28 protein-coding genes and 1 pseudogene are annotated in these 23,805 nt (G+C 68.5%); 18 read left to right on the top strand and 11 right to left on the bottom strand.

All coding sequences use genetic code 11. The annotated features are described in order from the left end of the window. The 3 genes and pseudogenes from AWC14_RS05245 to AWC14_RS05235 all read right to left on the bottom strand — a co-directional run. A pseudogene (locus tag AWC14_RS05245) lies at positions 1–379 on the bottom strand (IS982 family transposase); the annotation flags it as partial. A gap of 124 nt (positions 380–503) precedes the next feature. Beyond that, positions 504–1,196, bottom strand: coding sequence for a hypothetical protein (locus AWC14_RS05240; RefSeq protein ID WP_045385413.1), 693 nt, complete (start codon positions 1,194–1,196; stop codon positions 504–506). A gap of 25 nt (positions 1,197–1,221) precedes the next feature. Next, entirely contained in the window at positions 1,222–1,710 is a 489-nt protein-coding gene (locus tag AWC14_RS05235; protein ID WP_045385415.1) for an inorganic diphosphatase, read from the bottom strand. 105 nt (positions 1,711–1,815) lie between these two features. Between AWC14_RS05235 and dacB the strand changes: the two genes are divergently transcribed. The 6 genes from dacB to AWC14_RS05205 are packed head-to-tail and all read left to right on the top strand — an operon-like array spanning position 1,816 to position 6,474. After that, positions 1,816–3,201: a D-alanyl-D-alanine carboxypeptidase/D-alanyl-D-alanine endopeptidase gene (gene dacB / locus AWC14_RS05230; protein WP_081968380.1), complete on the top strand. Its 1,386-nt coding sequence runs from the start codon at positions 1,816–1,818 to the stop codon at positions 3,199–3,201. Continuing rightward, positions 3,189–4,241, top strand: a complete 1,053-nt coding sequence (locus tag AWC14_RS05225; protein ID WP_235216068.1) for a zinc-dependent metalloprotease — start codon at positions 3,189–3,191, stop codon at positions 4,239–4,241. Before dacB ends, AWC14_RS05225 begins: the two co-directional genes overlap by 13 nt. Further along, positions 4,220–5,182, top strand: a complete 963-nt coding sequence (gene tilS, locus AWC14_RS05220) for a tRNA lysidine(34) synthetase TilS (RefSeq protein ID WP_045385421.1) — start codon at positions 4,220–4,222, stop codon at positions 5,180–5,182. The genes AWC14_RS05225 and tilS overlap by 22 nt, the downstream gene beginning before the upstream one ends. A 26-nt stretch (positions 5,183–5,208) precedes the next feature. After that, positions 5,209–5,796, top strand: coding sequence for a hypoxanthine phosphoribosyltransferase (gene hpt, locus AWC14_RS05215; protein WP_045385423.1), 588 nt, complete (start codon positions 5,209–5,211; stop codon positions 5,794–5,796). A gap of 43 nt (positions 5,797–5,839) precedes the next feature. Further along, positions 5,840–6,085 carry an antitoxin VapB family protein gene (locus AWC14_RS05210; RefSeq protein ID WP_045385426.1) on the top strand — a complete coding sequence of 82 codons (246 nt, stop codon included), beginning with the start codon at positions 5,840–5,842 and terminating at the stop codon, positions 6,083–6,085. Continuing rightward, positions 6,070–6,474, top strand: coding sequence for a type II toxin-antitoxin system VapC family toxin (locus AWC14_RS05205; protein ID WP_045385429.1), 405 nt, complete (start codon positions 6,070–6,072; stop codon positions 6,472–6,474). The genes AWC14_RS05210 and AWC14_RS05205 overlap by 16 nt, the downstream gene beginning before the upstream one ends. 18 nt (positions 6,475–6,492) lie before the next feature. Here AWC14_RS05205 and AWC14_RS05200 read toward each other — a convergent pair whose 3' ends face one another. Continuing rightward, positions 6,493–7,194, bottom strand: a complete 702-nt coding sequence (locus AWC14_RS05200) for an SIMPL domain-containing protein (RefSeq protein ID WP_045385431.1) — start codon at positions 7,192–7,194, stop codon at positions 6,493–6,495. Positions 7,195–7,224: 30 nt separating this feature from the next. Between AWC14_RS05200 and AWC14_RS05195 the strand changes: the two genes are divergently transcribed. Then, complete coding sequence (locus tag AWC14_RS05195; RefSeq protein WP_045385434.1) at positions 7,225–8,112, top strand: SCO6745 family protein; 888 nt, start codon at positions 7,225–7,227, stop codon at positions 8,110–8,112. Here AWC14_RS05195 and AWC14_RS05190 read toward each other — a convergent pair. Genes AWC14_RS05190 through AWC14_RS05180 form a run of 4 tightly spaced genes read right to left on the bottom strand, consistent with a single transcriptional unit; the run spans position 8,109 to position 10,963 of the window. Further along, on the bottom strand, positions 8,109–9,713 hold the full coding sequence (locus AWC14_RS05190; protein WP_045385437.1) for an HNH endonuclease signature motif containing protein: 1,605 nt from the start codon (positions 9,711–9,713) through the stop codon (positions 8,109–8,111). The two genes, AWC14_RS05195 and AWC14_RS05190, sit on opposite strands and share 4 nt — an antisense overlap. Positions 9,714–9,721: 8 nt before the next feature. Continuing rightward, a complete protein-coding gene (locus AWC14_RS05185) occupies positions 9,722–10,141 on the bottom strand; it encodes a MerR family DNA-binding protein (RefSeq protein WP_045385440.1) in 420 nt (139 codons plus the stop codon). Positions 10,142–10,200: 59 nt separating this feature from the next. After that, the gene (locus AWC14_RS27995; protein WP_142281561.1) at positions 10,201–10,497 is read right to left on the bottom strand and encodes a hypothetical protein; all 297 of its coding nucleotides are present in this window, start codon (positions 10,495–10,497) and stop codon (positions 10,201–10,203) included. A 52-nt stretch (positions 10,498–10,549) separates the two neighbouring features. Further along, positions 10,550–10,963 carry a DUF4189 domain-containing protein gene (locus AWC14_RS05180; RefSeq protein WP_045382798.1) on the bottom strand — a complete coding sequence of 138 codons (414 nt, stop codon included), beginning with the start codon at positions 10,961–10,963 and terminating at the stop codon, positions 10,550–10,552. Between the two features lie 285 nt (positions 10,964–11,248). Between AWC14_RS05180 and AWC14_RS05175 the strand changes: the two genes are divergently transcribed. Next, positions 11,249–11,560, top strand: coding sequence for a type VII secretion target (locus AWC14_RS05175; RefSeq protein ID WP_045382800.1), 312 nt, complete (start codon positions 11,249–11,251; stop codon positions 11,558–11,560). A gap of 2 nt (positions 11,561–11,562) precedes the next feature. Here the strand turns inward: AWC14_RS05175 and AWC14_RS05170 are convergent, their stop codons facing one another. Genes AWC14_RS05170 through AWC14_RS05160 form a run of 3 tightly spaced genes read right to left on the bottom strand, consistent with a single transcriptional unit; the run spans position 11,563 to position 14,734 of the window. Beyond that, positions 11,563–12,567, bottom strand: a complete 1,005-nt coding sequence (locus AWC14_RS05170; RefSeq protein ID WP_045382802.1) for a zinc-binding dehydrogenase — start codon at positions 12,565–12,567, stop codon at positions 11,563–11,565. Further along, positions 12,567–13,760, bottom strand: coding sequence for an LLM class flavin-dependent oxidoreductase (locus AWC14_RS05165; RefSeq protein WP_045382804.1), 1,194 nt, complete (start codon positions 13,758–13,760; stop codon positions 12,567–12,569). Before AWC14_RS05165 ends, AWC14_RS05170 begins: the two co-directional genes overlap by 1 nt. Continuing rightward, positions 13,757–14,734: an alpha/beta fold hydrolase gene (locus AWC14_RS05160; protein WP_142281560.1), complete on the bottom strand. Its 978-nt coding sequence runs from the start codon at positions 14,732–14,734 to the stop codon at positions 13,757–13,759. Before AWC14_RS05160 ends, AWC14_RS05165 begins: the two co-directional genes overlap by 4 nt. A gap of 203 nt (positions 14,735–14,937) precedes the next feature. Here AWC14_RS05160 and ftsH point away from each other — a divergent pair, with 203 nt between their 5' ends. The 10 genes from ftsH (at position 14,938) to panD (ending at position 23,805) form a co-directional block, all read left to right on the top strand. Beyond that, entirely contained in the window at positions 14,938–17,256 is a 2,319-nt protein-coding gene (gene ftsH / locus AWC14_RS05155) for an ATP-dependent zinc metalloprotease FtsH (protein ID WP_045382810.1), read from the top strand. A gap of 16 nt (positions 17,257–17,272) precedes the next feature. Next, the gene (gene folE, locus AWC14_RS05150) at positions 17,273–17,881 is read left to right on the top strand and encodes a GTP cyclohydrolase I FolE (RefSeq protein WP_045382895.1); all 609 of its coding nucleotides are present in this window, start codon (positions 17,273–17,275) and stop codon (positions 17,879–17,881) included. Further along, positions 17,878–18,699: a dihydropteroate synthase gene (gene folP / locus AWC14_RS05145; protein WP_162267239.1), complete on the top strand. Its 822-nt coding sequence runs from the start codon at positions 17,878–17,880 to the stop codon at positions 18,697–18,699. Before folE ends, folP begins: the two co-directional genes overlap by 4 nt. Continuing rightward, the gene (gene folB, locus AWC14_RS05140; RefSeq protein ID WP_045382813.1) at positions 18,692–19,093 is read left to right on the top strand and encodes a dihydroneopterin aldolase; all 402 of its coding nucleotides are present in this window, start codon (positions 18,692–18,694) and stop codon (positions 19,091–19,093) included. The genes folP and folB overlap by 8 nt, the downstream gene beginning before the upstream one ends. Continuing rightward, a complete protein-coding gene (gene folK, locus AWC14_RS05135) occupies positions 19,090–19,614 on the top strand; it encodes a 2-amino-4-hydroxy-6-hydroxymethyldihydropteridine diphosphokinase (RefSeq protein ID WP_045382816.1) in 525 nt (174 codons plus the stop codon). The genes folB and folK overlap by 4 nt, the downstream gene beginning before the upstream one ends. Continuing rightward, positions 19,614–20,090, top strand: a complete 477-nt coding sequence (locus AWC14_RS05130) for a DUF3180 domain-containing protein (RefSeq protein ID WP_045382819.1) — start codon at positions 19,614–19,616, stop codon at positions 20,088–20,090. The genes folK and AWC14_RS05130 overlap by 1 nt, the downstream gene beginning before the upstream one ends. Before the next feature lie 64 nt (positions 20,091–20,154). Next, the gene (locus AWC14_RS05125) at positions 20,155–21,477 is read left to right on the top strand and encodes a DUF6779 domain-containing protein (protein WP_045382899.1); all 1,323 of its coding nucleotides are present in this window, start codon (positions 20,155–20,157) and stop codon (positions 21,475–21,477) included. Positions 21,478–21,593: 116 nt separating this feature from the next. Further along, on the top strand, positions 21,594–22,481 hold the full coding sequence (locus tag AWC14_RS05120; RefSeq protein ID WP_045382823.1) for a Rossmann-like and DUF2520 domain-containing protein: 888 nt from the start codon (positions 21,594–21,596) through the stop codon (positions 22,479–22,481). Further along, complete coding sequence (gene panC, locus AWC14_RS05115) at positions 22,478–23,398, top strand: pantoate--beta-alanine ligase (protein WP_045382826.1); 921 nt, start codon at positions 22,478–22,480, stop codon at positions 23,396–23,398. The genes AWC14_RS05120 and panC overlap by 4 nt, the downstream gene beginning before the upstream one ends. Continuing rightward, the gene (gene panD / locus AWC14_RS05110; protein WP_045382901.1) at positions 23,398–23,805 is read left to right on the top strand and encodes an aspartate 1-decarboxylase; all 408 of its coding nucleotides are present in this window, start codon (positions 23,398–23,400) and stop codon (positions 23,803–23,805) included. Before panC ends, panD begins: the two co-directional genes overlap by 1 nt.

The raw sequence follows: 23,805 nt of genomic DNA, 5'->3' as shown, positions 1-23,805 counted from the left end.
CCCGGCGCACCGTCTCCCGGGAGGCCCCGCACGGGATCGGCGTGCCGTCGACCAGTCGCAGGTCGTCGGCCCACGAGGGGCACTGGGCGGCCAGATACAGCATGGCTTTGCAGATCAACGGAGCGGCGGCCTTGATCCGTTTGTGGTAGCCCGGCTGCTTGGGCAAATACGGAAACAGATGGCGCAGCCGGCCCAAACACATACGCAGCCAATGGTGTTCGCTGCGAGCACCGAGCAGTACCTGCGCCACGGCCAGGCACACCAGCTCGGCATCGGTGAGTCTCTTCGGTCGACCGACTCGCCGTCGGTCCGGTCCGATGACATGATCATCGATCGTCACATACAGTTCGGTCAGGAGGGCATCGAGGTTCGTCGTCACAAACGTCCATCGATGCCCTCCAACCACATCAGTCACAAGCCGCCACGCCGCACAGACAACCAACAGCGGTACGCATCAACAGCCCGCCGCAACTCACCCGCCGCCGCGGTTAGGAATTACTCATCTAGGCCTCGATCTGCCCGGCGATGCGCCGTTCCAGGCTGGCCCGGCCCGGCGCCGGCAGCACGATCAGCCCGTCGAGCTCCTTGCTTGCCCGGGCGTAGGCGCTCTGCCGTTCCTGCGGGCTCGCGGCGTCGTCCTGCGCCAGCCGCAGGAGGTTGTGTGCTCGCGCCAGCCGCTCCTGGTCGTCGGCGGAGAAGTCGCTGCGGCGCCGGCGAATCGCCTCGGCCTCGGCGATCTCGAACGCGGTGACGTACTCGTGCACGGCGTCGCGGTAGTCCAGTTGCGCGTCGCGGTCGGCGACCATGTCCTCGGGCCGCTCTGGACGCAAAAGGTCAGCGCGCCGCTTGGCCTTGTGGAACGCGATCGTCAGGGGATTGCGCATATCGGTCATCATCGGAAAGTCGAGCAGTTTGGCGAGGTCGATTTCGTAGTCGAACCACCGCGCGTCGGTGCGGTCGTGTTCGGCGAGCAGCTTGGCGAGTTCCCGCCGGTAGCTTTCCTGGTTGTTCCGATTCCGGCCGGCCGCTTGGGCCTTGGCGATCTTCGCCTGCTGTTTCAACCGGTAGCGCTCGAGGCGTCGTTCGGCCCGCCGCTCGTTGGCCGCCGCGATCGCCCGCAGCCCGCCGCCGATCGCGCCGCCCAGCGGGAACACCAGCCACCAGAAGTTCGCGGCGAAATGCAGCACCGGGCTCACAGTGCCAGCATGCCACCGCCGCTCGTCAGTGCCCGGACGCTTTGAAGCGCTCGATTGAGCGCTGCACCTCGGCCTCGGCCTCGGCACGGCCGACCCAGTTGGCCGTCTTCACGAACTTGCCCGGCTCCAGGGCCTTGTACTGCGAGAAGAAGTGCTTGATGACGTCCAGCTCGAAGGCCGGAACGTCCTCGATGTCCTTGATGTGATCCCACCTGTGGTCGCCGGCCGGGACGCACAGCACCTTGTCGTCGCCGCCGGCCTCGTCGGTCATCTGGAACATGCCGACCGGTCGCGCCTCGACCTGCACACCGGGGAACAACGGCTCGGGCAGCAGCACCATGGCGTCGAGTGGGTCGCCGTCCTCGCCCAGGGTGTCGTCGATGAAGCCGTAGTCGGTGGGGTACGCCATCGACGTGTACAGGTAGCGGTCCAGACGAACCCGACCCGTTTCGTGGTCGACCTCGTATTTGTTGCGCTGGCCCTTCGGAATTTCGATGGTCACGTCGAACTGCACCGTCTCGGCTCCTTTGCAGGGTCACTGCTCGTCGGCTGGCGTAGGAGGTCAACCCTAGTAGAGCGACGTGGTTCGGCAGAATGGGACCAGACAGTCAGGAGTGTCATGCGTCCCTCTCAGTGGCGGCGGTCAACCCACCTGCTCGTGGGGGCGGCCGTGCTGGCGGTGGTTGCCATTCTGGTGGCGGCGGCCGCGTTTTTCACCGCGAACGGTCGCGGCGCCGGCAATGCCCGCATCATGCCGCCGCCGGCCGCGGTGACTCCGAAGCCCGGCGTCGTGCCGGTGGCCGACACCGCGCCGATGCCGACGCCGCAGGGGCTCGCGGCAGCGCTGGCGGCTGTCGTCGCGGACCCGAACCTGGGTCAGCTGGGCGGCCGGGTCACCGACGCGATGACCGCCAAAGAGCTGTGGCAGCAGCAGGAAAACGTGCCGCTGCAGCCGGCCTCGACCAACAAGACCCTCACCGCCGCCGCAGCCCTGCTGGCGCTGGACCGCGAGGCCCGGGTGACCACCAAGGTCGTCGCGGCCGACCAGCCCGGCGTGGTGATCCTGGTGGGCGGCGGCGATCCCACACTGTCGGCGGTCCCGTCCGGCGGGCAGACCTGGTATCACAATGCGGCGCGCATCAGCGATCTGGCCGACCAGGTTCGCCGCAGCGACGTGACACCGACTGCCGTGCAGGTCGACGTCTCGGCATTCACCGGACCCGAAGTGGCACCGGGCTGGGATCCGGGCGACATCGAGGGCGGTGACGTGGCCCCGATCGAGGCGGTGATGCTGGACGCCGGGCGCGTCCAGCCGGCCACGGTCGACTCCACCCGCTCGCACACCCCGGCGCTGGACGCGGGCCGGGCGCTGGCCAGCGCGCTCGGCATCGATCCGGCGAAGGTGTCGATGGCCGCCCGTCCCGCGCCGTCGGCTGCGCGACAGCTGGCCGCGGTGCAGTCGGCGCCGCTGATCCAGCGGCTGCACGAGATGATGAACGCCTCCGACAACGTGATGGCCGAGTGCATCGGCCGCGAGGTCGCCGCCGCCATGCAGCGGCCGCTGAGCTTCGCCGGCGCCGTCGACGCGGTGACCAGCCGGCTGCGCACCGCGCATATCGACATCAGCGGTGCGGCACTTCAGGATTCGAGCGGGTTGTCGGTCGACGACCGGTTGACCGCCAAGGCGCTGGACGAGGTCGTGCAGGCCGCGGCCGGGCCGGACCAGCCGGCGCTGCGGCCGCTACTGGACCTGCTGCCGATCGCCGGTGGCAGCGGGACGCTGGGCGACCGGTTCCTGAACCCTGCCACCAACAACGGGCCGATCGGCTGGTTGCGGGCCAAAACCGGGTCGCTGACGGCTACCAACTCGCTGGCCGGTGTGGTCACCGACGTCGACGGGCGGGTGCTGACTTTCGCGCTGATCTCCAACGATGCGGGCCCAACCGGCCGTATCGCGATCGACAACGTCGCCGCCGCCCTATGGTCGTGTGGATGCCTGAAGTAACCGCACCACCCGAGCTGACCGTTGGCCGCGCCGTCGACTGGCAATTCGCGGCCACGGTCGGCGAGTGGCTGGCGCGCCCCGGCCCGCCGTCGACGGACTACACCCGCCGCAAGGTGATCGACGACTTGGCCGGCGCCGCCAAGGCCGCCGAGCCGCCGGTGCGCGACGTGACCGGTCTGGACACCAGCGACGTGGTGCCCGACGCGCGCATCGTCGACCGGCCCGCGTGGATCCGGGCGGCCGCCGAGTCGATGCGGGTGATGACCGGCGGCACCGACAAGCCGCGCGGCTTCATCACCGGCCGGGTCACCGGCGCGCAGACCGGCGCGGTGCTGGCGTTCGTCGCGTCGGGCATCCTCGGCCAGTACGACCCGTTCGCCGCCGGCGACGGGGGCTGCCTGCTGCTGGTGTATCCCAACGTGCTCGCGGTCGAGCGCCAATTACGGGTGGAGCCTTCGGATTTCAGGTTGTGGGTATGCCTGCACGAGGTCACCCACCGGGTGCAGTTCACCGCCAACCCGTGGCTGTCCGGCTATATGTCGGAGGCGCTTGGTGTGCTGACGCAGGAAAGCGGCGACGACATCGCCCAGGTGATCAGCCGGCTGGCGGACTTCGTCCGCGGCCGCGGCGCGCCGTCCGACGGCCACTCGACGGGCGTGCTGGGCCTGGTGCGGGCGGTGCAGTCGGAGCCGCAGCGCCAGGCGCTGGATCGACTGCTGGTGCTCGGCACCTTGCTGGAGGGCCACGCCGACCACGTGATGGACGCCGTCGGGCCGGTCGTGGTGCCCACGGTGGCCACCATCCGTCGCCGGTTCGACGACCGCCGTCAGCGCAAACAGCCTCCGCTGCAACGACTAGTGCGCGCGTTACTGGGCATCGACGCCAAGCTCAGCCAGTACACCCGCGGCAAGGCGTTCGTCGACCACGTGGTGCAGCGGGTCGGGATGGAGCGGTTCAACGCCGTCTGGTCGTCTCCCGAGACGCTGCCGCTGCCGGCAGAGATCGAAGACCCGCAACGATGGATCGACAGGGTTCTGTAGGACAGCTCTACGCGGCTGTCGCAGCGTTCGCCAAGGAGTACCTCCCGACCGCCGAGCAGTGGTGCGTCGCGCTGTCCGGCGGCGCAGATTCGTTGGCGCTCACCGCTGTTGCCGCGGCCATGCTGCCGACCACCGCGCTGATCGTCGACCACGGTTTGCAAAGCGGCTCCGCCGAAGTCGCCGTGACTGCCCGCACCCAAGCTCTGGGCTTGGGATGCGTTGCCGCCCAAGTACTTTCGGTGGAGGTGAGCGGCGACGGCGGTCCGGAGGCGGCGGCGCGAACGGCGCGCTACGTTGCGTTGCAGGCGGCCCGTGCGGATCGTCCGGTGCTGCTGGGCCACACGCTCGACGACCAGGCCGAGACGGTGCTGCTCGGGCTGGGCCGCGGTTCGGGCGCACGTTCGATCGCCGGGATGCGCCCGTACGACCCGCCGTGGTGCCGGCCGTTGCTGGGCGTGCGACGTGCCGTGACGCACGCCGCGTGCGACGAGCTGGGGCTGGTCGCCTGGCAGGACCCGCACAACGCCGACCGCCGGTTCACCCGCAACCGGCTGCGCCACGAGGTGCTGCCGCTGCTGGAGGACGTGCTCGGCGGCGGCGTCGCCGAGGCGCTGGCCCGCACCGCGACGGCGCTACGCGAGGACACCGGGCTGATCGATACGTTGATCGCGCAGGCGCTGACCACGTCGGCCACCGACGACGGGCTCGACGCCCGCGCATTACGGGCGCTGCCGGACCCGGTGCGCCGCGGCGTCATCCGCAGTTGGCTGCTGGCCGGCGGGGCGACCGGGCTGACCGACAAGCAGATCCGCGGGGTCAACACGCTGATCACCGGCTGGCGCGGGCAGGGCGGGGTGGCGGTGGGGTCGAAGCTGCGCGGGCAACGGTTGGTGGCCGGTCGGCAGGGCGGTGTTTTGACGCTGCAAGCCGAGCCGATCTAGAGCTCTCCCCCTCGGCATGGCACGCTGTGGTCGTGACAGCTGATTCGGGCGAGCTGTACCCGGGGGACATCAAATCGGTGCTGCTCACCCAAGAGCAGATCCAGACCCGCACCGCGGAACTCGGTGCGCAGATCGGTGAGGACTATCGCGACCTGGCCACCAGTGAGGCGCAGGATCTGCTGCTGATCACCGTGCTCAAGGGCGCGGTGCTCTTCTGCACCGACCTGGCCCGCGCGATTCCGCTGCCCACCCAGTTCGAGTTCATGGCCGTCGCGTCCTACGGGTCGTCGACGTCGTCGTCGGGGGTGGTGCGCATCCTCAAAGACCTGGACCGCGACATCAACGACCGCGACGTGCTGATCGTCGAGGACGTCGTCGACTCCGGGCTGACGTTGTCGTGGCTGCTGCGCAACCTGGCCACGCGCCGCCCGCGGTCGCTGCGGGTGTGCACGCTGCTGCGCAAGCCGGATGCGGTGCGCGCCAACGTCGACATCGCCTACGTGGGTTTCGACATCCCCAACGAATTCGTGGTCGGTTACGGCCTCGACTACGACGAGCGCTACCGCGACCTGCCCTATATCGGCACCCTGGACCCGCGGGTCTACCAGGACTAGAAGCACCATTGCGTACATGGAACCATGCATGTATACATGCACTGTGCCCACCAAAACGATATCCATCGATCTCGAGGCATATGAGCGCTTGCGGGCTGCGCGGCGTTCGCCCGACGAATCGTTTTCGCGTGTCATCAAACGCGCACAGTGGCGAAATGAAGCTCCCACCGCGTCGGCGCTGCTCGATGCACTCGCCGAGTTACCGACGGTCGACGACCATGTTCTTGAACGCCTGGACGAAGCGCAGATCGCGGACGTACCGCCGGCGGACCGATGGCGCCACGGCTGAGCGTCGACACCACTTTTCTCATTGACCTCCATCGGGAACGCTCTGCGGGTAACGGTGACGGTGCCGCGCACCGATTGTTGAAGCGGTCGCCGGACGCCGAACTCTTTCTGTCCGCGATCGCGCTCGGTGAATTCGCCGAAGGCTTCGATCAGCCGGAGAATCCGATCGTCGCCGCCATGCGCGAGGGACACACCCTCGTTCCAGTGGATGATCGAATTGCGCTGGTTTACGCGAGAGTGGCAAAGGAGCTGCTCCGGCGAGGCGAACTAATCGGCACCAATGACCTCTGGATCGGTTGCACGAGTCTGCGGTTGGGCATGCCGCTCGTCACCGCGAATGTGGCGCACTTTCGGCGCATCGCCGGGCTCGGGATCGTGGAGTACCGGTGAACTCGGTCCGGTCGACGGCTACCGCAACTCCCAGGCGACGGTCACCGAGAAGTTGACCGTCTGCTGCCCGGGCTGCAGCGGAACCTCGGTGGTCATCGGCGCCCCGCGCAACGGCGTCGGCGTGGGCGGTGTGGTGCCGGAGGCCTCGGAAATCGAGATCACCCTGCCCAGGCTGAGCCCGGATAGCTGCGCATACTGCATGGCACGGTCCTTGGCATCGTTGAAGGCTCGGGCGCGCGCGTCCTTCACCAGCTTCGAGTCGTCCTCGATGGAGTAGCTGACCGAGTTGATCCGGGTGGCATCATTGCCGGTGTCGACGATGACGGCCAGCACGTGGGACGCCGCATCCGTCTTGCGGATCTTGACCCGGATCGAATTGGCGGCGCGGTAGCCGGTGATCGTGTTGTTGCCGCCGGTGGTGTACTGCGGCTGCAGGGTGACGTCAGTAGTGCTGATGTCCTTGCTGTCCACACCGGCGTCGGTGAGCGCGTTGACGACGGCCTGCTGGCGTTGGTTGGTCTGGTCCATCGCCGACGTGACGTCGGGCGCGACGAATTCGATGGCGACGTCGGCGGAAAGCGTGTCCGGGACGCCTTGGACCTGCCCGGCGCCGACGACGGTCACCTGCCGCGCATTGTCTTTGACCGGCCCGGGGTTGCCGTCGCAGGCGGACAGCGCGGCGACGACGACACCCAGCAGGAGTACGAGACGGAACGGCATGAGTGGCACCCTATGCGACGATTGCCGGTCATGACGGTCTCGCCGGCGAGAGCCCTCGCCATCGCGATCGAGCCTTTCGCGGGACAGGTGTACTTCGCGCCGGAATGCCACAGCCGATATGAGGCACTCGGGTTCGGGCCCAGCCCCGGACAGATACGAGACGTCGCGATGCCCGACGGACCGGCCTACTTCTGCAGCCGCGGCTCGGTGATGGGACAGGTGTCGGGGGAGGTGATCGCGGCGGCCTTCGCGGTGTTCAACCCGGCGGTCGTGGTGCCGGCGGTTGCCAAGGGCTGGAGGCTGACCGACGCGGCGACAATCTGGGCGGCACGAACCGACGGCGCGGTGCGGCAGCTGCACCGCATTCTCGGCGCCGCACCAGACGGCCTCGACCGCGCGCTCGAGCTGCTCGGGCGCGTCGCCGAGTCGCTGCCGGTTGCGGGGAAGCCGCTCTTTGCAGGTCTCGTCGCCCAGGGCCTGCCGGGCGAACCGCTGGCCGACGCCTGGCGTCTGGCCGACGAGTTGCGCGAATACCGCGGCGATGTGCACGTGAATGTCTGGACCACTGCCGATTTCGACGCCGTGGAGATCGGCTTGCTCACCGAGCTCTACTGGGGTTTGCCGCTGCGCACCTACATACGGACGAGAGCCTGGACCGACGACGAGCTTGCGGCGGGCGAGGAGCGCTTGCAATCACGCGGATTGGTCCGCGACGGCGCGTTCACCGACACCGGCCGGGCCGCCCGCGAGGGAATCGAAGTGGCCACCGACGCCGGGTGCGCGGCGATCACCGCGGCGCTGGGTGATGACCTCGACGAGCTGGTCGGCATCATCGGCGGGTGGTCGCGCCAGATTCAGTCGGCGGGTGGCTACCCGGCGGCAGGGCCGCAGGACCTCGCTGCGTTGGCCAATCGCTAGAACGGCGGATCGTCGGGCAGCGGTTGCATCTCGGGTTCTTTGGGCTGCCAGTCCGGTGACAGTTCTTCGGGTTCGCGCGGGTCATTCACCCAGGTGCAGAACGGGCTGGTGCTGGGTGTGCCTTTGAAAGCGAACAGCATGTCGCGCATGTGATTGCGGAATTTCCGGCGACCGATTTCGTCCTTGCGCGCTTCCTGCAGCCGTTGGCGAGCCTCGTTGAGCGGGCGCTGCTCGCGGTTGTGCTTGCGCGCCTGTGCAATTCGTGCGCTTCGTTGTTTGGCCCGGCTGCGTCTGCTCGGCGTCGGCGCCGCACACGCCGGGGCGCGCGCCGACGGGAACAGATCCGCCCCGGCCGGGCTCGTGCGGTAAACCCGCCCGGTGGGCGATGTCCAGATGACGGTGCCGTCCGCGAGTTGGCGATCATGCCAGCCGCCAAAGGTTTTCAGCCGATGATGTTGGCGGCAAAGGCATTTGAGATTACTCGCAATCGTCAGACCGCCGGCGGCCGGATTGGCGTGATTGAACGCAATGGTGTGGTCGATGTCGCAATGTGTCGCCCGGCGATGACAGCCCGGGAAGCGACACGTCAAATCCCGGCAGCGGATAGCACGCTCGAGCGCCGCCGAGGGCTGATAGCGCAACGCCGCGGCCGCACTGGTCGCAGGATCGGCCTGGCGCAGCCACGCCGCCTCGGCGAGCTCGCGCACCTGCTCGGCGTCGATGACCCCGTAGCCATCCAGATAACCGGGCTGATCGCTGTGACCGTTAACAGTCTGCTCGCTGGCCACCACGTTGATGACGACCTGTGCTCCGCCCTGGACGGGATCAGTCTCAATTCGGTTGGGGCACTCCGGCTGCCCACAGGAGCAGCCCAATTCGCGGCCCTCGGTGAGCGCCGCCAACGCATCGGCGCGACGCTGCTCCAACGTGCGCGGATCGGCCGGACACACCCGCGTAGCCAGCTGCGACAGCCGCCGGTCGAACGCCGTCGCTGCCGTCGCGGCAACATTCCCGTACACCTCGGCCATCCCGTCGTCCTTGGCGGTTATCCCGATGTAGCGGTCGTCATGGGCCTTGGTTCGGCGCTCACGTGCGGCGTCGGGATCGGCGATGCGCACCGCGGCGTCGACGGCGTTGACGATGCGCTGCTTCGACCAGCCCTGCCACTTGGCGATGCGCCCGGCCAGCGATTCGTCCAACTGGGCGATCACCGCCTCGTCGGTGACCAGATCGGTGCGGCCGATGATCAAACGGACAGTGCGCCAATCGGTGCGACCCTCGGCCAGCAGCGCCGCCACCTTGGGCAGCCGAACATCCAACGCCTCGGCGTGCGTCACCAGGTAGCTTGCCGCCATCGCAGACAAATTCATCGCCGCGGCCACCTCGCCGGCGGTCTGCTCGAAGCCGTCGATCACCGCATACCCGCGTCGGTCTTCGGCCTCGGCCGCCGCCGCGACCCGATACCGCAACAGCGCCGCCACCGCCGCCAGCCGGCGGGCCACCAGCATCGACTCCAACCGATGCGACGACTCGACCACCGAAACCAAAGCGGCCGGGTCCAAAGCGCGCATCCCGGCGGGGTCGGGTATCGGATCGAACATACTTTCGATTATGCCATAGGCGGCCGACAACAGCCCTCGATGATGCGGCACACGGTGGCCGATCGACCGCGATGTTGGTCTTCGCGCGCGCCCCGCAGCGCGGCGGACAGGGTGCTGCGCAATGCGCGCAGCTCGGCAATAGCGCGGTCGATGTCGCGGATATGGGCGTCGAGCAGGGCGGTGACCTGGTCGCACGGCGCGGTGCCCTGGCGGTGCAGGTCGAGGATGCTTTTGATCTCCGCCAGTGTGAGCCCGAGCGTCTTGGCGCGGCCGATGAAGCGCAGTATCTCGATGTACTCATCGCTGAATTGGCGATAGCCCGCCGCGCTTCGCCGGGCGGCAGGGAGCAGACCGTTGGCTTCCCAGATGCGGATAGCCTTCGCGGAGACGCCGACGGCCTTGGCAGCGGCGCCGACGGTGTGGGCCACGGTAATTCTCCTCGCCCAGCGGCAGCTTGCCGTTGCGGCAGGCTTTCAGCGTAACCGCGTCAACTCTTTTTGGGTTCGCAGCAGTCGCGGTCGCCGGGTGCTTTCTTGGGGCAGCAACCCTTGTCCCCCGCCATCGGCCCCTGCGGCGGATCGCCCTTGTCCATCATGCAGGCCTGCGCCCCGAGGTGATCATGCCAACCGGGAAGCCAGCCCGCTGCCGCACCGGAAACGAAGATGGCCGCTGCGACTACCGCAGCCCCGGCAGCGATTCCGGCCCATGTCAGGGCACGGCGAAGCCTATTGGGCTCCCTCGGCGCAGACTCCGGTTCGCTTGCGGGCTTGGATGTTTCGGTCATCGCCCAACCCTAGGGATTGCCCCAAGGGCAACGTCAAGTGACGGGGCTGCCGTTACCCGCCTGCTGGCGTCGTGGTGGTGGTCGTTGTCGGCGTGCTGCTCGCGGTTGTGGGCGTGCTGCTCGAGCCCGGCGCGTTGTTGCATGCCGAGCGCAGGACAGTGCTGCCCGGGCTTTGGTTCTGAGCGTTCTGCTCTGCCTCTTGCTCCGTGGCGCCGCTGTCCCCGAAATACTGGTCCCCGTTCTTCACGACTGCGCCGCAGTCGGGGTATTTGAACGTGATCAACACGTTGCAGGCAGCGTTGTCTTGGTGGCAGTCGGAGGTCGCATGCGTGTTGGCCTGGTACTCGTTCGGCATGTTCGTCGCCACTCCCACCGACTTCCCGTCCGGCGAGACGGCAATTGCGCCCCAGGATTCTTCGTCGGCGTGTGCAGCGGGAACCACGGCAACGGCAAACGCGGCGACCACTGCGCCACCTGCTGCTGAGACGGCAATCCGCGTACGAGAACTGGCTCGGATCACGGTGTTCCCTACGCTCGTGCAGGCTGGTCTTGCGGTTTGTGGTGCAACTCCCTCCCGGTTCAAGGGTCAGGACGCAGGCCAATTCCGGCCGGATCGCGCTATCGCCGTTTTTCGAGAAGCGCCTGAGCCGCTGCGACGACCGGCGACAGGTCAAGGCGGCCTCAACGGTGTGGTCAACGGCGAAAAACTTCCGTCGGGTGAGCCCGCACGTACCAGGTAAATTCGGGTGCTATGAGTGGCCGCGAAGAGCTGAGAGTCGATCCGGGTGGGCTGCGCAGCGCTGCGGGTGGTTTTCGTGGTGCGTCCGCCGATATCGCCGGTCTGGGCGTCGACGTTCCCCTTGGCGAAGCCGCGGCCGGCATGCCCTCGCTGGCGACGGGAACCGCCTGCCGCTCGGCGCAAACCAGCATGGCCGACCAGATGAAAGCGGCCGCCGACGACAGCCGCGAGTTCGCCGGCAGCCTGGACAAGGCCGCCGCCGGCTACGAGACCACCGACCGGGCCGCCGAAAAGACCATCCGCAGCAACCCGCTGGCCAACTAGCGCTACGGCGAGACGAGAATCTTGCAGTGCCGCTCGGGATCGGCCAGGTCGTCGAACGCCTGACCCACCCCGTCCAGGCCGACTTCGCCGGTGATCAACGGAGAAACGTCGATGTCGCCCTCGGCGATCGCCCGCAGCGATTCTGCGAATTCGGCTGGGTCGTAGGCGAACACGAATTGCACGCTGATCTCTTTGGCAATGCCGAAGAATGGATGCACGGAGTCGGGTTCCATGCATACCCCGGCAACCACAATCCGACTGCCCGGCGGCGTCCGGCGCATCGCGTCGTCGATGATTCCCGGCACTCCGACCGCCTCGAATACCACCTTCGGCTGGACCGTCTCGAACGGCGAGCCTTGCGCGGGATCGATCGTCTGATGCGCGCCCATCGTCGTCGCCAGCTCGCGTCGCTTGGGTGAAAAGTCCGATGCCACAATCGTTTCGACGCCGCGAACCCGCAGTGCGGCAATGATCGCGATGCCGATCGGGCCGCAGCCGAGCACCAACGCGGTCTCGTCGCGCTGGATCGCGGACTTGTTGACCGCATGCAGCCCAACAGCCATCGGCTCGGTCAATGCGGCGTGCCGGTGATCCAGGCCGTTGGGTACCGGCAGCAGCAGCGGCGCCGAAAGCAGCATCCGTTCGGCGTACGCGCCGGCCGCTCGGTCCGTGAAGCCGATGGGCACGACGCCTTGGGCGGACAGCATCGCCGGGATCGAGGTGACCAGAGTCCCCGGCGGATGTGTATCGGTGTCAGGCCCGGCTTCGAGTACCTCCGCGCTGAATTCGTGGCCCATGATGATGTCGCGACCCAGGTCGGCGCCCACACCAGCGCCCATCTGCTCAGTCAACGCCAGCATCTCGTCGCCGTGCGCAGCGAAATGCAGGTCCGAGCCGCAGATTCCGCACGAGCGCACACCGACCAACACCTGGCCCGGCCCGGGCACCGGATCGGGAACGTCGTCGCGAAACACCATCCGGCCGTCGTGCAGCACCGCCGCGCGCATTACTCTTTCTCGCTTTCCATCTTGAGCTCGTCGGTGTGCTCGCTGATCGCCTTGACCACCGCCTCGCCGGCGCGGCCAAGCAACTGCTCCCGCATGCCGCGCGCCCATTCATGCGATGCCCGCGGCGCATCGAGCTGCCCCTTGAAATGCGGAATCACCTTGCGCGCGAACAACTCATACGAGTGATACGTCGCGGCAGGCGAGGCCCAGTCATGCCCGAGCAGCAAGAACGTGCCGAAACCGCCGGAGCGGTCAACGAGATCTTCGATGTAGGTGATGCAATCGTCGGCCGTGCCGATGCAGCAATTGCCTTTCGACGCATAGTCTTCGACGAACTCGCGCGGTGACTGTGCGCCGTCGACCAGGTTGGCCAGCGGCACGAATCCGGCGGCGCCGAAGTACTTGGCGAAATCCTGCAGCCCGTAGGTGCAGTCGTCGATCGCCTGGTCGCGGCTGTCGGCAAGATGCACGATGCCCAGCACCCGCCAACCGGCCCGGTCCGGCTCCGCACGGCCGACCTTCGAAGCCTGGTCGCGGACGACCTCCCAGGTGTTCTCCAGCGCGGCGTAGCCGCCGGGCACCGACATCGACAGCGACAGCAGCGACGTGCCCAGTGCACCGGCGAGCCGCGGCCCCGACGGCGAAATCATTGCCGCCGTGGAGATTTCGGGGTACGGCCAGGTGTAAGGACGAATGTGCAACTGGGCGTCGCGCAACGTGAACCACTCGGAGTGACGGTTGATTCGTTCCCCGGGTTCGGCGCGGAACAGCGCGAGGATCGCCTCCAGGGACTCCTGCATCATCCGGCGCTGCTCGACCGGATCGATGCCCATCATGTAGGCATCTGACGGCAACGCGCCCGGGCCGGTGCCGAACATCACCCGGCCGCGGGTCAGATGATCCAACAGCACCCAACGGTCGGCGACCATCAGCGGATGGTGGTAGGGCAGCGACACCACGCCGGTGCCCAGTCGAATGTGCTTGGTGCGCTCGGCCGCCGCAGCGATGAACACCTCCGGGCAGGCGATCAGCTCGTAGCCACCCGAGTGATGCTCGCCGAACCAGGCTTCGTCGAACCCGAGGCGATCCAGCGCGACCACCCGGTCCATGTCGTATTCGAGTGCGGCAGTAGGCGATTGGCCGGTCGGGTGGAACGGTGTGATGAAGACCCCAAAGTTCAGCGGGCGGTTCATGACAGCTCCAAACCGGCGAGGAAGTCCAGCAACGCCTCGTTGACCTGCTCGGGCTTTTCCTGCTGCAGCCAGTGCCCGGCCCCTTCGATGATCACCTCCCGGTATGGGCCGGTCACCACCTCCGAGGCACGTTCAGGGCGCATGAAGGTCAGCACCGGGTCGTCGGCGCCCGCCACGAACAATGCCGGCACCGAGATCGTCGCCGCCGGCGGATCGGCCAGGATCTCCCAGTTGCGGTCCAGGTTGCGATACCAGTTCAGACCGCCGGTGAAGCCGGTGCGGGTGAACTCGGCGATGTAGTGGTCGAGCTCCTCGGCGCTGATCCAGCTGGGCAGGCCGTCGGGCTCGGGCAGCCGCTCGACGAAACCCTCCGGCCCGGGCCGGATCATCCGCGCGGCGGCCTCATGGTCGCCCGGCGGCCGCAAATTGGCCATCATCCGTCGCATCGTCTTTGCCGGGTCGGAACCGAGCTCGGCGTCGGCGACGCCGGGCTCCTGGAAATAGAGCATGTAGAAGAAGTTGTCGCCGAAGAGCTTGCGGAACGCCTGCGTCGGCGGCACCTGGGCGCGCGGCACCGCCGGAACGCTCATACCCACCACCGCGGGCACCCGGTCCGGATGCAGCTGCGCCGTGCTCCACGCGACCGGGGCGCCCCAGTCGTGCCCGACGAACACCGCCCGCTCGGCGCCGACGTCGTCGAGCAGGCCGACAAGATCCGCCGACAGCTCGGCGATGTTGTATGCGGAAATCTCGTCCGGCCGGCTGGAGCGGCCGTAGCCGCGCTGATCGGGGGCCAGCACGTGATACCCGGCAGCGGCGAGCACCGGAATTTGGTGTCGCCAGGAATAGGCCAGTTCGGGAAATCCGTGGGCCAGCAGCACGACGGGCGCGCCCCGCTCGCCTGCTTCAACGGTGTGCAAGCTAACACCATTGGTGTCGATGATGCGCTCGGTCGAGGGAACGGTATCAGGCACGTGTTCACCAAAGCACACGCTCGGGGCGTCCCGGAAGGGTTCGTCGAGCCACCCGCCGGGAACCTTGGTTCGTTCCTCTAGAAGGACGTGGCGACCCGCTGCGCTCGGCCGGCGGCCGAGCTTGCGATCACCACGGGCGGTAACCTGGGATATTCCAGCTGCGTGTATCGGGGAAGGACCTGGCCGGCCACGGCCGATGATTGATGAACCGGAAAAACGTGATCCGTACGCTCACGGCGATCGCTGTCGTGTTGCTGCTCGGCTGGTCGTTCTTCTATTTCAGTGACGACACCCGCGGATACAAGCCCGTCGACACTTCGGTGGCGGTGGCGCAGATCAAGGCCGACAACGTCAAGAGCGCCCAGATCGACGACCGCGAACAGCAGCTGCGGCTGACCCTGAAGAGCGGAAACAGTGAGACCGACGGGTCCGACAAGGTCATCACCAAATACCCCAGCGGCTACGCCGTCCCCCTGTTCGACGCGCTGAGCAGTAAGAACAGCCAGATCAGCACCGTGGTGAACCAGGGCAACATCCTGGGCTCGCTGCTGATCTACGTGCTGCCGCTGCTGCTGCTGGTTGGGCTCTTCGTGATGTTTTCCCGCATGCAGGGCGGCGCCCGGATGGGGTTCGGCTTCGGCAAGTCGCGGGCCAAGCAGCTCTCCAAGGACATGCCCAAGACCACGTTCGCCGACGTCGCCGGCGTCGACGAGGCGGTCGAGGAGCTCTACGAGATCAAGGACTTCCTGCAGAACCCCGCGCGGTACCAGGCGCTGGGCGCCAAGATTCCCAAGGGCGTGCTGCTCTACGGGCCGCCCGGAACGGGTAAGACGCTGTTGGCCCGCGCGGTGGCAGGCGAGGCAGGGGTGCCGTTCTTCACGATCTCCGGCTCGGACTTCGTCGAGATGTTCGTCGGTGTCGGCGCCTCCCGCGTCAGAGACCTGTTCGAGCAGGCCAAACAGAACAGTCCCTGCATCATCTTCGTCGACGAGATCGACGCGGTGGGCCGTCAGCGTGGCGCCGGCCTCGGCGGCGGCCACGACGAGCGCGAGCAGACGCTGAACCAGTTGCTGGTCGAGATGGACGGCTTCGGGGAGCGCGCCGGTGTCATTCTGATCGCGGCCACCAACCGGCCCGACATCCTCGATCCCGCGCTTTTGAGGCCCGGCCGGTTCGACCGGCAGATCCCGGTGTCCAACCCGGACCTGGCCGGCCGTCGCGCCGTCTTGAGGGTGCACTCCAAGGGCAAGCCGATCGGCCCCGACGCCGACCTCGACGGGCTGGCCAAGCGGACCGTCGGCATGACCGGCGCCGACCTCGCCAACGTCATCAACGAGGCCGCGCTGCTGACCGCCCGCGAGAACGGCACCGTGATCACTGCCGCCGCGCTGGAGGAGGCGGTCGACCGGGTGATCGGCGGGCCCCGCCGCAAGGGCCGGATCATCAGCGAGCAGGAAAAGAAGATCACCGCCTACCACGAGGGCGGGCACACGCTGGCGGCCTGGGCGATGCCCGACATCGAGCCGATCTACAAGGTGACGATCCTGGCCCGCGGCCGCACCGGCGGCCACGCCGTCGCGGTTCCCGAGGAAGACAAGGGCCTGCGGACCCGTTCGGAGATGATCGCGCAGCTGGTGTTCGCGATGGGCGGCCGTGCCGCCGAGGAGCTGGTGTTCCGCGAGCCGACGACGGGCGCGGTGTCCGACATCGAGAAGGCCACCCAGGTGGCCCGCGCCATGGTCACCGAATTCGGGATGAGCTCCAAGCTCGGCGCCGTCAAATACGGCACCGAGCACGGCGACCCCTTCCTGGGCCGGACCATCGGCACCCAGCCCGACTACTCGCACGAGGTGGCGCGCGACATCGACGAGGAGATCCGCAAACTCATCGAGGCCGCGCACACCGAGGCCTGGGAGATCCTCACCGAATACCGCGACGTGCTCGACACCCTCGCCGGCGAGCTGCTGGAGAAGGAAACGCTGCACCGCGCCGAGCTGGAGGCCATCTTCGCCGACGTCGAAAAACGGCCGCGGCTAACGATGTTCGACGATTTCGGCGGCCGTATCCCGTCGGACAAGCCGCCGATCAAAACCCCCGGCGAGTTGGCCAAAGAGCGCGGCGAGCCGTGGCCTCCGCCGGTGCCCGAGCCCGCGTTCAAAGCCGCGATCGCCAAGGCGACGGCCGAGGCCGCCCAAGCCGAGTCCGACCGAGCCACCAACGGCGCCAACGGTTCTCACACAGAGCCCGTTCCGGCGCACCAGCCGACTCAGCCCGATTACGGAGCGCCGGCCGGATGGCGCGCGCCCGGTTGGCCGCCGCAGCAGCCGCCCGGCTACTGGTACCCGCCGCCGCAGTCGGCGCCACCGGCCCACTGGCCGCAGCCCCCTGCGCACTACCCGGCCCAGCCATACCCGCCCTATCCGCCGTATCCGCCGCCTGGTAAGCCAGCATCGGAGACCGGCTCGTCCCCCGACCAACAAAGTGGGGATCCGAGCCGATCCAACCCGCCGGCCCGCGGCTGACAAAACGGAGGCTTGGATGGCGCAGCCCAATTCCCGTATCGCCAACATGCGCATGCCGGTCTTCGACCAGGCCCGTGCCGAGGCGGCGATCCGCGAGTTGTTGTACGCGATCGGCGAGGATCCCGACCGCCACGGCCTGGAGGACACGCCAGCCCGGGTCGCCCGCACCTACCGCGAGATGTTCGCCGGGCTCTACACCGACCCCGACAGCGTGCTGAACACCACCTTCGACGAGCAGCACGACGAGTTGGTGATGGTCAAGGAGATACCGCTGTACTCGACGTGCGAGCACCACCTGGTGTCGTTCCACGGTGTGGCGCACGTGGGCTACATCCCGGGCGACGACGGCCGGGTGACCGGGTTGTCGAAGATCGCCCGGCTGGTCGACCTCTACGCCAAACGCCCCCAGGTGCAGGAGCGGCTGACCGCCCAGATCGCCGATGCGCTGATGCGCAAGCTCGATCCGCGCGGGGTCATCGTCGTGATCGAGGCCGAACACCTGTGCATGGCGATGCGCGGCGTGCGCAAACCCGGCGCGGTCACCACCACGTCGGCGGTGCGGGGTCTGTTCAAGACCAGCCAGGCATCTCGAGCCGAGGCGCTCGAACTCATCCTGCGCAAGTGAGCACGACGCGCATCCAGATCATGGGAGTGGTGAACGTCACCGACGACTCGTTCTCGGATGGCGGGCGATACCTCAACGCCGACCGCGCGGTCGAGCACGGCGTGGCGCTGGCCGCCGAGGGCGCGACGATCATCGACGTCGGCGGGGAGTCCACCCGCCCGGGCGCGACAAGGATCGACCCGCACGTCGAGACCGCCCGCGTGGTACCCGTCATCAAAGACCTTGCAGCAGAAGGTATTACGGTCAGCATCGACACCATGCACGCAGGCGTGGCCCGGGCCGCGCTGGACAACGGCGCGCAGATCGTCAACGACGTGTCCGGTGGCCGCGCCGACCCCGGCATGGCTCCGCTGCTGGCCGAAGCCAGGGTGCCGTGGGTGCTGATGCACTGGCGATCGGTGTCGCACCAGGTTCCGCAATACGACGACGTCGTGGCCGACGTCCGCGCCGAACTGCTGGCCAGCGTCGACACGGCCGTCAGCGCCGGCGTCGACCCGGCAAAGCTGATCATCGATCCCGGGCTCGGATTCGCCAAGACGGGACAACACAATTGGGCGCTGCTGCATGCACTGCCGCGGTTGGTCGACACCGGTGTGCCGGTCCTGGTCGGGGCGTCGCGCAAACGGTTCCTCGGCACTCTGCTGGCCGGTCCCGACGGTGCGCCCAGGCCGCCCGACGGGCGTGAGACCGCGACCGCGGCGGTCTCGGTGCTCGCTGCGCTGCACGGCGCGTGGGGGGTGCGGGTGCACGACGTGCGGGCCACCGTCGACGCGCTGAAAGTGGTGTCGGCTTGGATTGAGGGCGAGTCCGATGGCTGACCGAATCGAGTTGCGCGGCTTGACCGTTCGCGGCCGGCATGGAGTCTTCGACCACGAGCGCGCCGAGGGGCAGGTCTTCGTCGTCGACATCACCGTGTGGATCGACCTCGTCGACGCCGCCGCCAGCGACGACCTCTCCGACACCTACGACTACGGGGTACTGGCGCAGCGGGCGGCCGAAATCGTCGCCGGGCCGCCCCGCAACCTGATCGAAACCGTCGCAGGTGAGATCGCCGAGGATGTGATGGCCGACAAGCGAGTTCACGCCGTCGAGGTGACCGTGCACAAACCGGACGCGCCCATCCCGCAGACCTTCGCCGACGTCGCGGTGGTGGCGCGGCGGTCGCGACGCGGTGGCCGTGGATCGGTGGTTCCCGCGGGAGGTGCGGGATGACCCGCGTCGTGCTCTCGATCGGCTCGAACCTCGGTGACCGGCTGGCCCGGCTGCAGTCGGTGCTCGACCGGCTCGGCGAGGCGGTGCAAGCGGTGTCCCCGGTCTACGAGACGGCGGCCTGGGGCGGCGTGGAGCAGGGACCGTTCCTCAACGCTGTGCTGATCGCCGAGGATCCCGCGCTCGACGGGCAGGGCTGGTTGCGCCGTGCGCAGGAGATGGAGGACGCCGCCGATCGGGTGCGGGGCCAGCGCTGGGGACCGCGCACCCTCGACGTCGACCTGGTCGCCTGTTACGACGACGGCACCGAGTTGTTCTCCCGCGCGGACGGTCTGACGCTGCCGCACCCGCTGGCTCATCTGCGGGCTTTCGTGATGGTGCCCTGGCTGGCCGTCGATCCGGACGCCGAGCTGACGGTGGCCGGCCGGCGGCGGCCCGTCGCCAAGCTGCTCGACGAGCTGGATCCAGCCGACCGCGTCGGCGTCCGGATGACCACCTTGGCGCTTCACCCGCGAGACGTCTGATGGGGCCCACCCGCAAACGTGACCTGACGGCCGCGGTAATCGGCGCTGCGGTGGTCGGATACCTGCTGGTGGTGCTGACCTACCGGTGGTTTCCGCCGATCACGGTGTGGACCGGGCTGTCGCTGCTCGCGGTTGCCGTGGCCGAGGCCGGCTGGGCGCGCTACGTGCGGACCAAGATCAGCGACGGCGAGATCGGCGACGGGCCCGGCTGGCTGCACCCGCTCGCGGTGGCCCGCAGCCTGATGATCGCCAAGGCCTCGGCCTGGGTCGGTGCGCTGGTGCTGGGGTGGTGGATCGGGGTGCTGGCATACCTGCTGCCGCGACGGTCGTGGCTGCGGGTGGCGGGGGAGGACACCGCTGGCACGGCGGTCGCGGCCGTCAGCGCGCTGGCTCTGGTGGTTGCCGCGCTGTGGCTCCAACATTGCTGCAAGTCGCCGCAAGACCCGGGCGAGCGCGGCGAGGGCGCCGAGAGTTAACCCGCTTCAGAATCGCCGGAGTGCGGCGACACGCGCAATGACCTCGGCCCGGTACAGTCGGGCCATGACCGTTCTGTCCCGCGGCGCCCGGGTCCGGCGCGGCGGCCGCAGGCCGGGTTGGCTGCTGTTGACGGCGTTGCTGGTGCTCGCCATCGGGGCCAGTTCCGCGTTGGTTTTCACCAACCGGGTGGAGCTTCTCAAACTCGCGGTGATCCTGGCGCTGTGGGCGGCCGTCGTCGCCGCCTTCGTGTCGGTGATCTACCGCCGGCAAAGCGACGTGGACCAGGCGCGGGTACGCGACCTCAAGCTGGTGTACGACCTGCAACTGGACCGGGAGATCTCGGCCCGCCGCGAGTACGAGCTGACGGTGGAATCCCAGCTGCGCCGTGAGCTGGCATCCGAGCTGCGGGCCCAGGCCGCCGACGAGGTGGCGGCGCTGCGTGCCGAGCTGTCCGCGCTGCGCACCAATCTCGAGATCCTCTTCGACACCGACCTGAACCACCGCCCGGCGCTGGAGACCGAGCGCACGAGCGTGCGCGGGTACAGCGAGTGGGACCGGGAAAACGAGAGCCCCCGCGAGCGTGTGAATCGGGTCGCATCGGTCCGGGCGGAAGAGCCCGCCACCGGCAGTGACGACAGCACGATCATCGACGTGCCGGAGGAGCCGCTGCTGCCGCCGCCGAGCTACCACAACGCCGAGCCGTACCGCCCCGCCGAGCGCTTCGAGCCCGCCGAGCCGTATCGCGCGCCACAGTGGCAACAGCCCGAGCGCGGTGCCCGGGCAGCGTCAGACCAGCAGCCGCCGGCCGGGCGCTGGACGCCGCCGGAGCGGCAACCGCAGAGCGGCGGTTGGGCTGCCCAAGAGCGATACGAGCCCCCGCCTCAGCCACGCGCCCGCCGCTATTACGAGCCGCCGCCGCCCCCTGCTCCCGAACCGCCGCCCCCGCCGCAGCCCGCTCAGCCGCCACCGGCCACCAACTGGCAGCCCGTCAGCAATTGGGCGGCGACCCCCGACAGCAACACTGCGGCCGCGGACACCGGTGTCCGCGAGCCCACCCTGGCCACACCCCCGCCCGCCGAGCGGCGAGGCCGGCACTCCAGCTCTTCCGAGCCCGGGCCGACTCAGCCCACGGAGACCGAATCAGCTTGGCAGTATGGCGATTCGGGTCGGCGTGCACGCGCCCGCCACTCCGCGGACAGCAGCCCCGAGCCGTCCCACGCTGCGCCGGTCATGTCCTCCCCGCCGCAGCCCGCGGCGCGGCACCGCAGCGCCGACGAGTCGGATGCCGACCGGCCGCAAACCGGCGGCCAGTCGGTCGCCGAACTGCTGGCGCGGCTACAGGCCACTCCGACCGGCGGCGGCCGGCGCCGGCGCCGCGAGGAATGAGCGTGGCGAACGCCACGTCGCGGCGAAGATCGTCCACCAGGTAGAGTCTTCGTGACCGTCCGGTACCCGCCACGCGGGACTGGAACGAACTAAGGAACTTGCGAGGGTCGTCTGCGATGGTGCAGTTCGACGGATTGCGCCCGGCCCGGCTCAAGGTGGGAATCATCTCCGCGGGCCGGGTGGGCACCGCATTAGGGGTCGCGCTGGAGCGCGTCGACCATGTCGTGGTGGCATGCAGCGCCATCTCCCGGGCATCGAGGGAGCGGGCGCAGCGGCGGCTGCCCGACACCCCGATCTTTCCCGTCCCCGAGGTGGCCAGCAGCGCCGAACTGTTGCTGTTGGCGGTGCCCGACACCGAACTGCCCGGCCTGGTGTCCGGTTTGGCCGCGACCTGCGCGGTGCGGCCCGGCACGATCGTGGCCCACACGTCCGGCGCCAACGGCGTCGGTGTGCTGGCGCCGCTGACCGACTGCACCCCGCTGGCGATTCACCCGGCGATGACGTTCACCGGGTCCGACGAGGACATCGCCCGGCTGTCCGATACCTGCTTCGGGATCACCGCGGCCGACGAGGTCGGCTACGCGATCGCCCAGTCACTTGTCCTGGAGATCGGCGGCGAGCCGTTCCGGGTCCGCGAAGAGGCCCGCCCGCTGTATCACGCCGCGTTGGCCCACGCCGCCAACCACCTCGTCACGGTGCTCGGCGACGCACTGGACGCCTTGCGGTTCGCGCTGCCCGGAGAACTCGGGCTCGACGACCCCGACGGCATCGCCGAACGCGTGCTGGGGCCGCTGTCCCGGGCGGCGCTGGAAAACATCCTGCAACGCGGTCAGGCCGCGCTCACCGGGCCGGTCGCACGCGGTGACGCCGACGCGCTCGCCGCACACCTGGACGCGCTGGCCGCGGTCGACCCGCGGCTGGCCCACGCATATCGGGTGAACGCCCTGCGCACGGCCGAGCGGGCGCATGCCCCCGCCGAGGTCTTCGAGGTGCTGGCGCGATGACCCTGAATACGACGCCCAAATTCCGCGCCGGCGAACTCAACGTCTACGCCGCACCCGGTGATGTGTCGGCCGTCAGCCGGGCACTGCGCCACACCGGGCGGCGTGTGATGCTGGTGCCCACCATGGGCGCGCTGCACGACGGCCACCTGGCCCTCGTTCGCGCCGCCAAACGGGTGCCCGGCTCGGTGGTCGTCGTGTCGATCTTCGTCAACCCGCTGCAGTTCGGCGCCGGGGAAGACCTCGACGCCTATCCGCGGACGCTCGACGACGACCTGGCGTTGTTGCGCGACGAAGGGGTCGAGGTGGTCTTCATACCGACCGTCGCCTCGATGTATCCCGACGGCCCGCGCACCGCAGTGCAGCCCGGTCCGCTGGGAGCCGAGCTCGAAGGTGCCGCGCGCCCAACGCATTTCGCGGGCATGCTGACCGTTGTGCTGAAACTGTTGCAGATCGTGCACCCCGACCGGATCTTCTTCGGAGAGAAGGACTATCAGCAGCTCGTGCTGGTCCGGCAGATGGTCGCCGACCTGAACATCGACGTCCAAGTTGTCGGAGTGCCGATCGTTCGCGAAACCGACGGCCTGGCAATGTCTTCCCGCAATCGCTACCTCGACCCGGCGCAGCGAGAACTGGCAAGCACGCTGTCGGCCGCGCTGCTGGCCGGTAAACACGCCGCGCCGGCCGGGGCCGAAGCCGCCTTGGACGCGGCGCGTGCCGTGCTGTTGGCCGTGTCGGCGATCGACGTCGACTACCTGCAACTGCGCGACCCCGCGCTCGGGCCGGCACCCAGCCACGGCCCCGCGCGGCTGCTGGTAGCCGCGCGACTTGGCACCACCAGACTTCTCGACAACATCGCCATCAATATCGGAACTACCGTCACAGCCGACGGTCGACTCGAAACATGCTGGAGGAACTGATGTTACGGACAATGCTCAAGTCGAAGATCCACCGGGCGACCGTCACACAAGCCGACCTGCACTACGTCGGATCGGTGACCATCGACGCCGACCTGATGGACGCCGCCGACCTCCTCGAGGGCGAGCAGGTGACCATCGTCGACATCGACAACGGCGCCCGGCTGGTCACCTACGCCATCACCGGGGAGCGCGGTAGCGGTGTGATCGGAATCAACGGCGCCGCAGCGCATCTCGTGCACCCGGGCGACCTGGTCATCCTGATCGCCTACGCGACGATGGACGACGTCGAAGCCCGCAGCTACCAGCCGCGCATCGTGTTCGTCGACGCCGCCAACCGCCCGATAGACCTGGGCCACGACCCGGCGTTCGTGCCCGACGACGCGTCCGACCTGCTGTCCCCGCGGTAG

It is taken from the genome of Mycobacterium kyorinense (assembly GCF_002101735.1).
In the GTDB taxonomy this organism is placed as follows: domain Bacteria; phylum Actinomycetota; class Actinomycetes; order Mycobacteriales; family Mycobacteriaceae; genus Mycobacterium; species Mycobacterium kyorinense.
The sequence above is the reverse complement of the archived record's forward strand: the minus strand, read 5'-3'. Positions and strand labels throughout refer to the sequence as shown.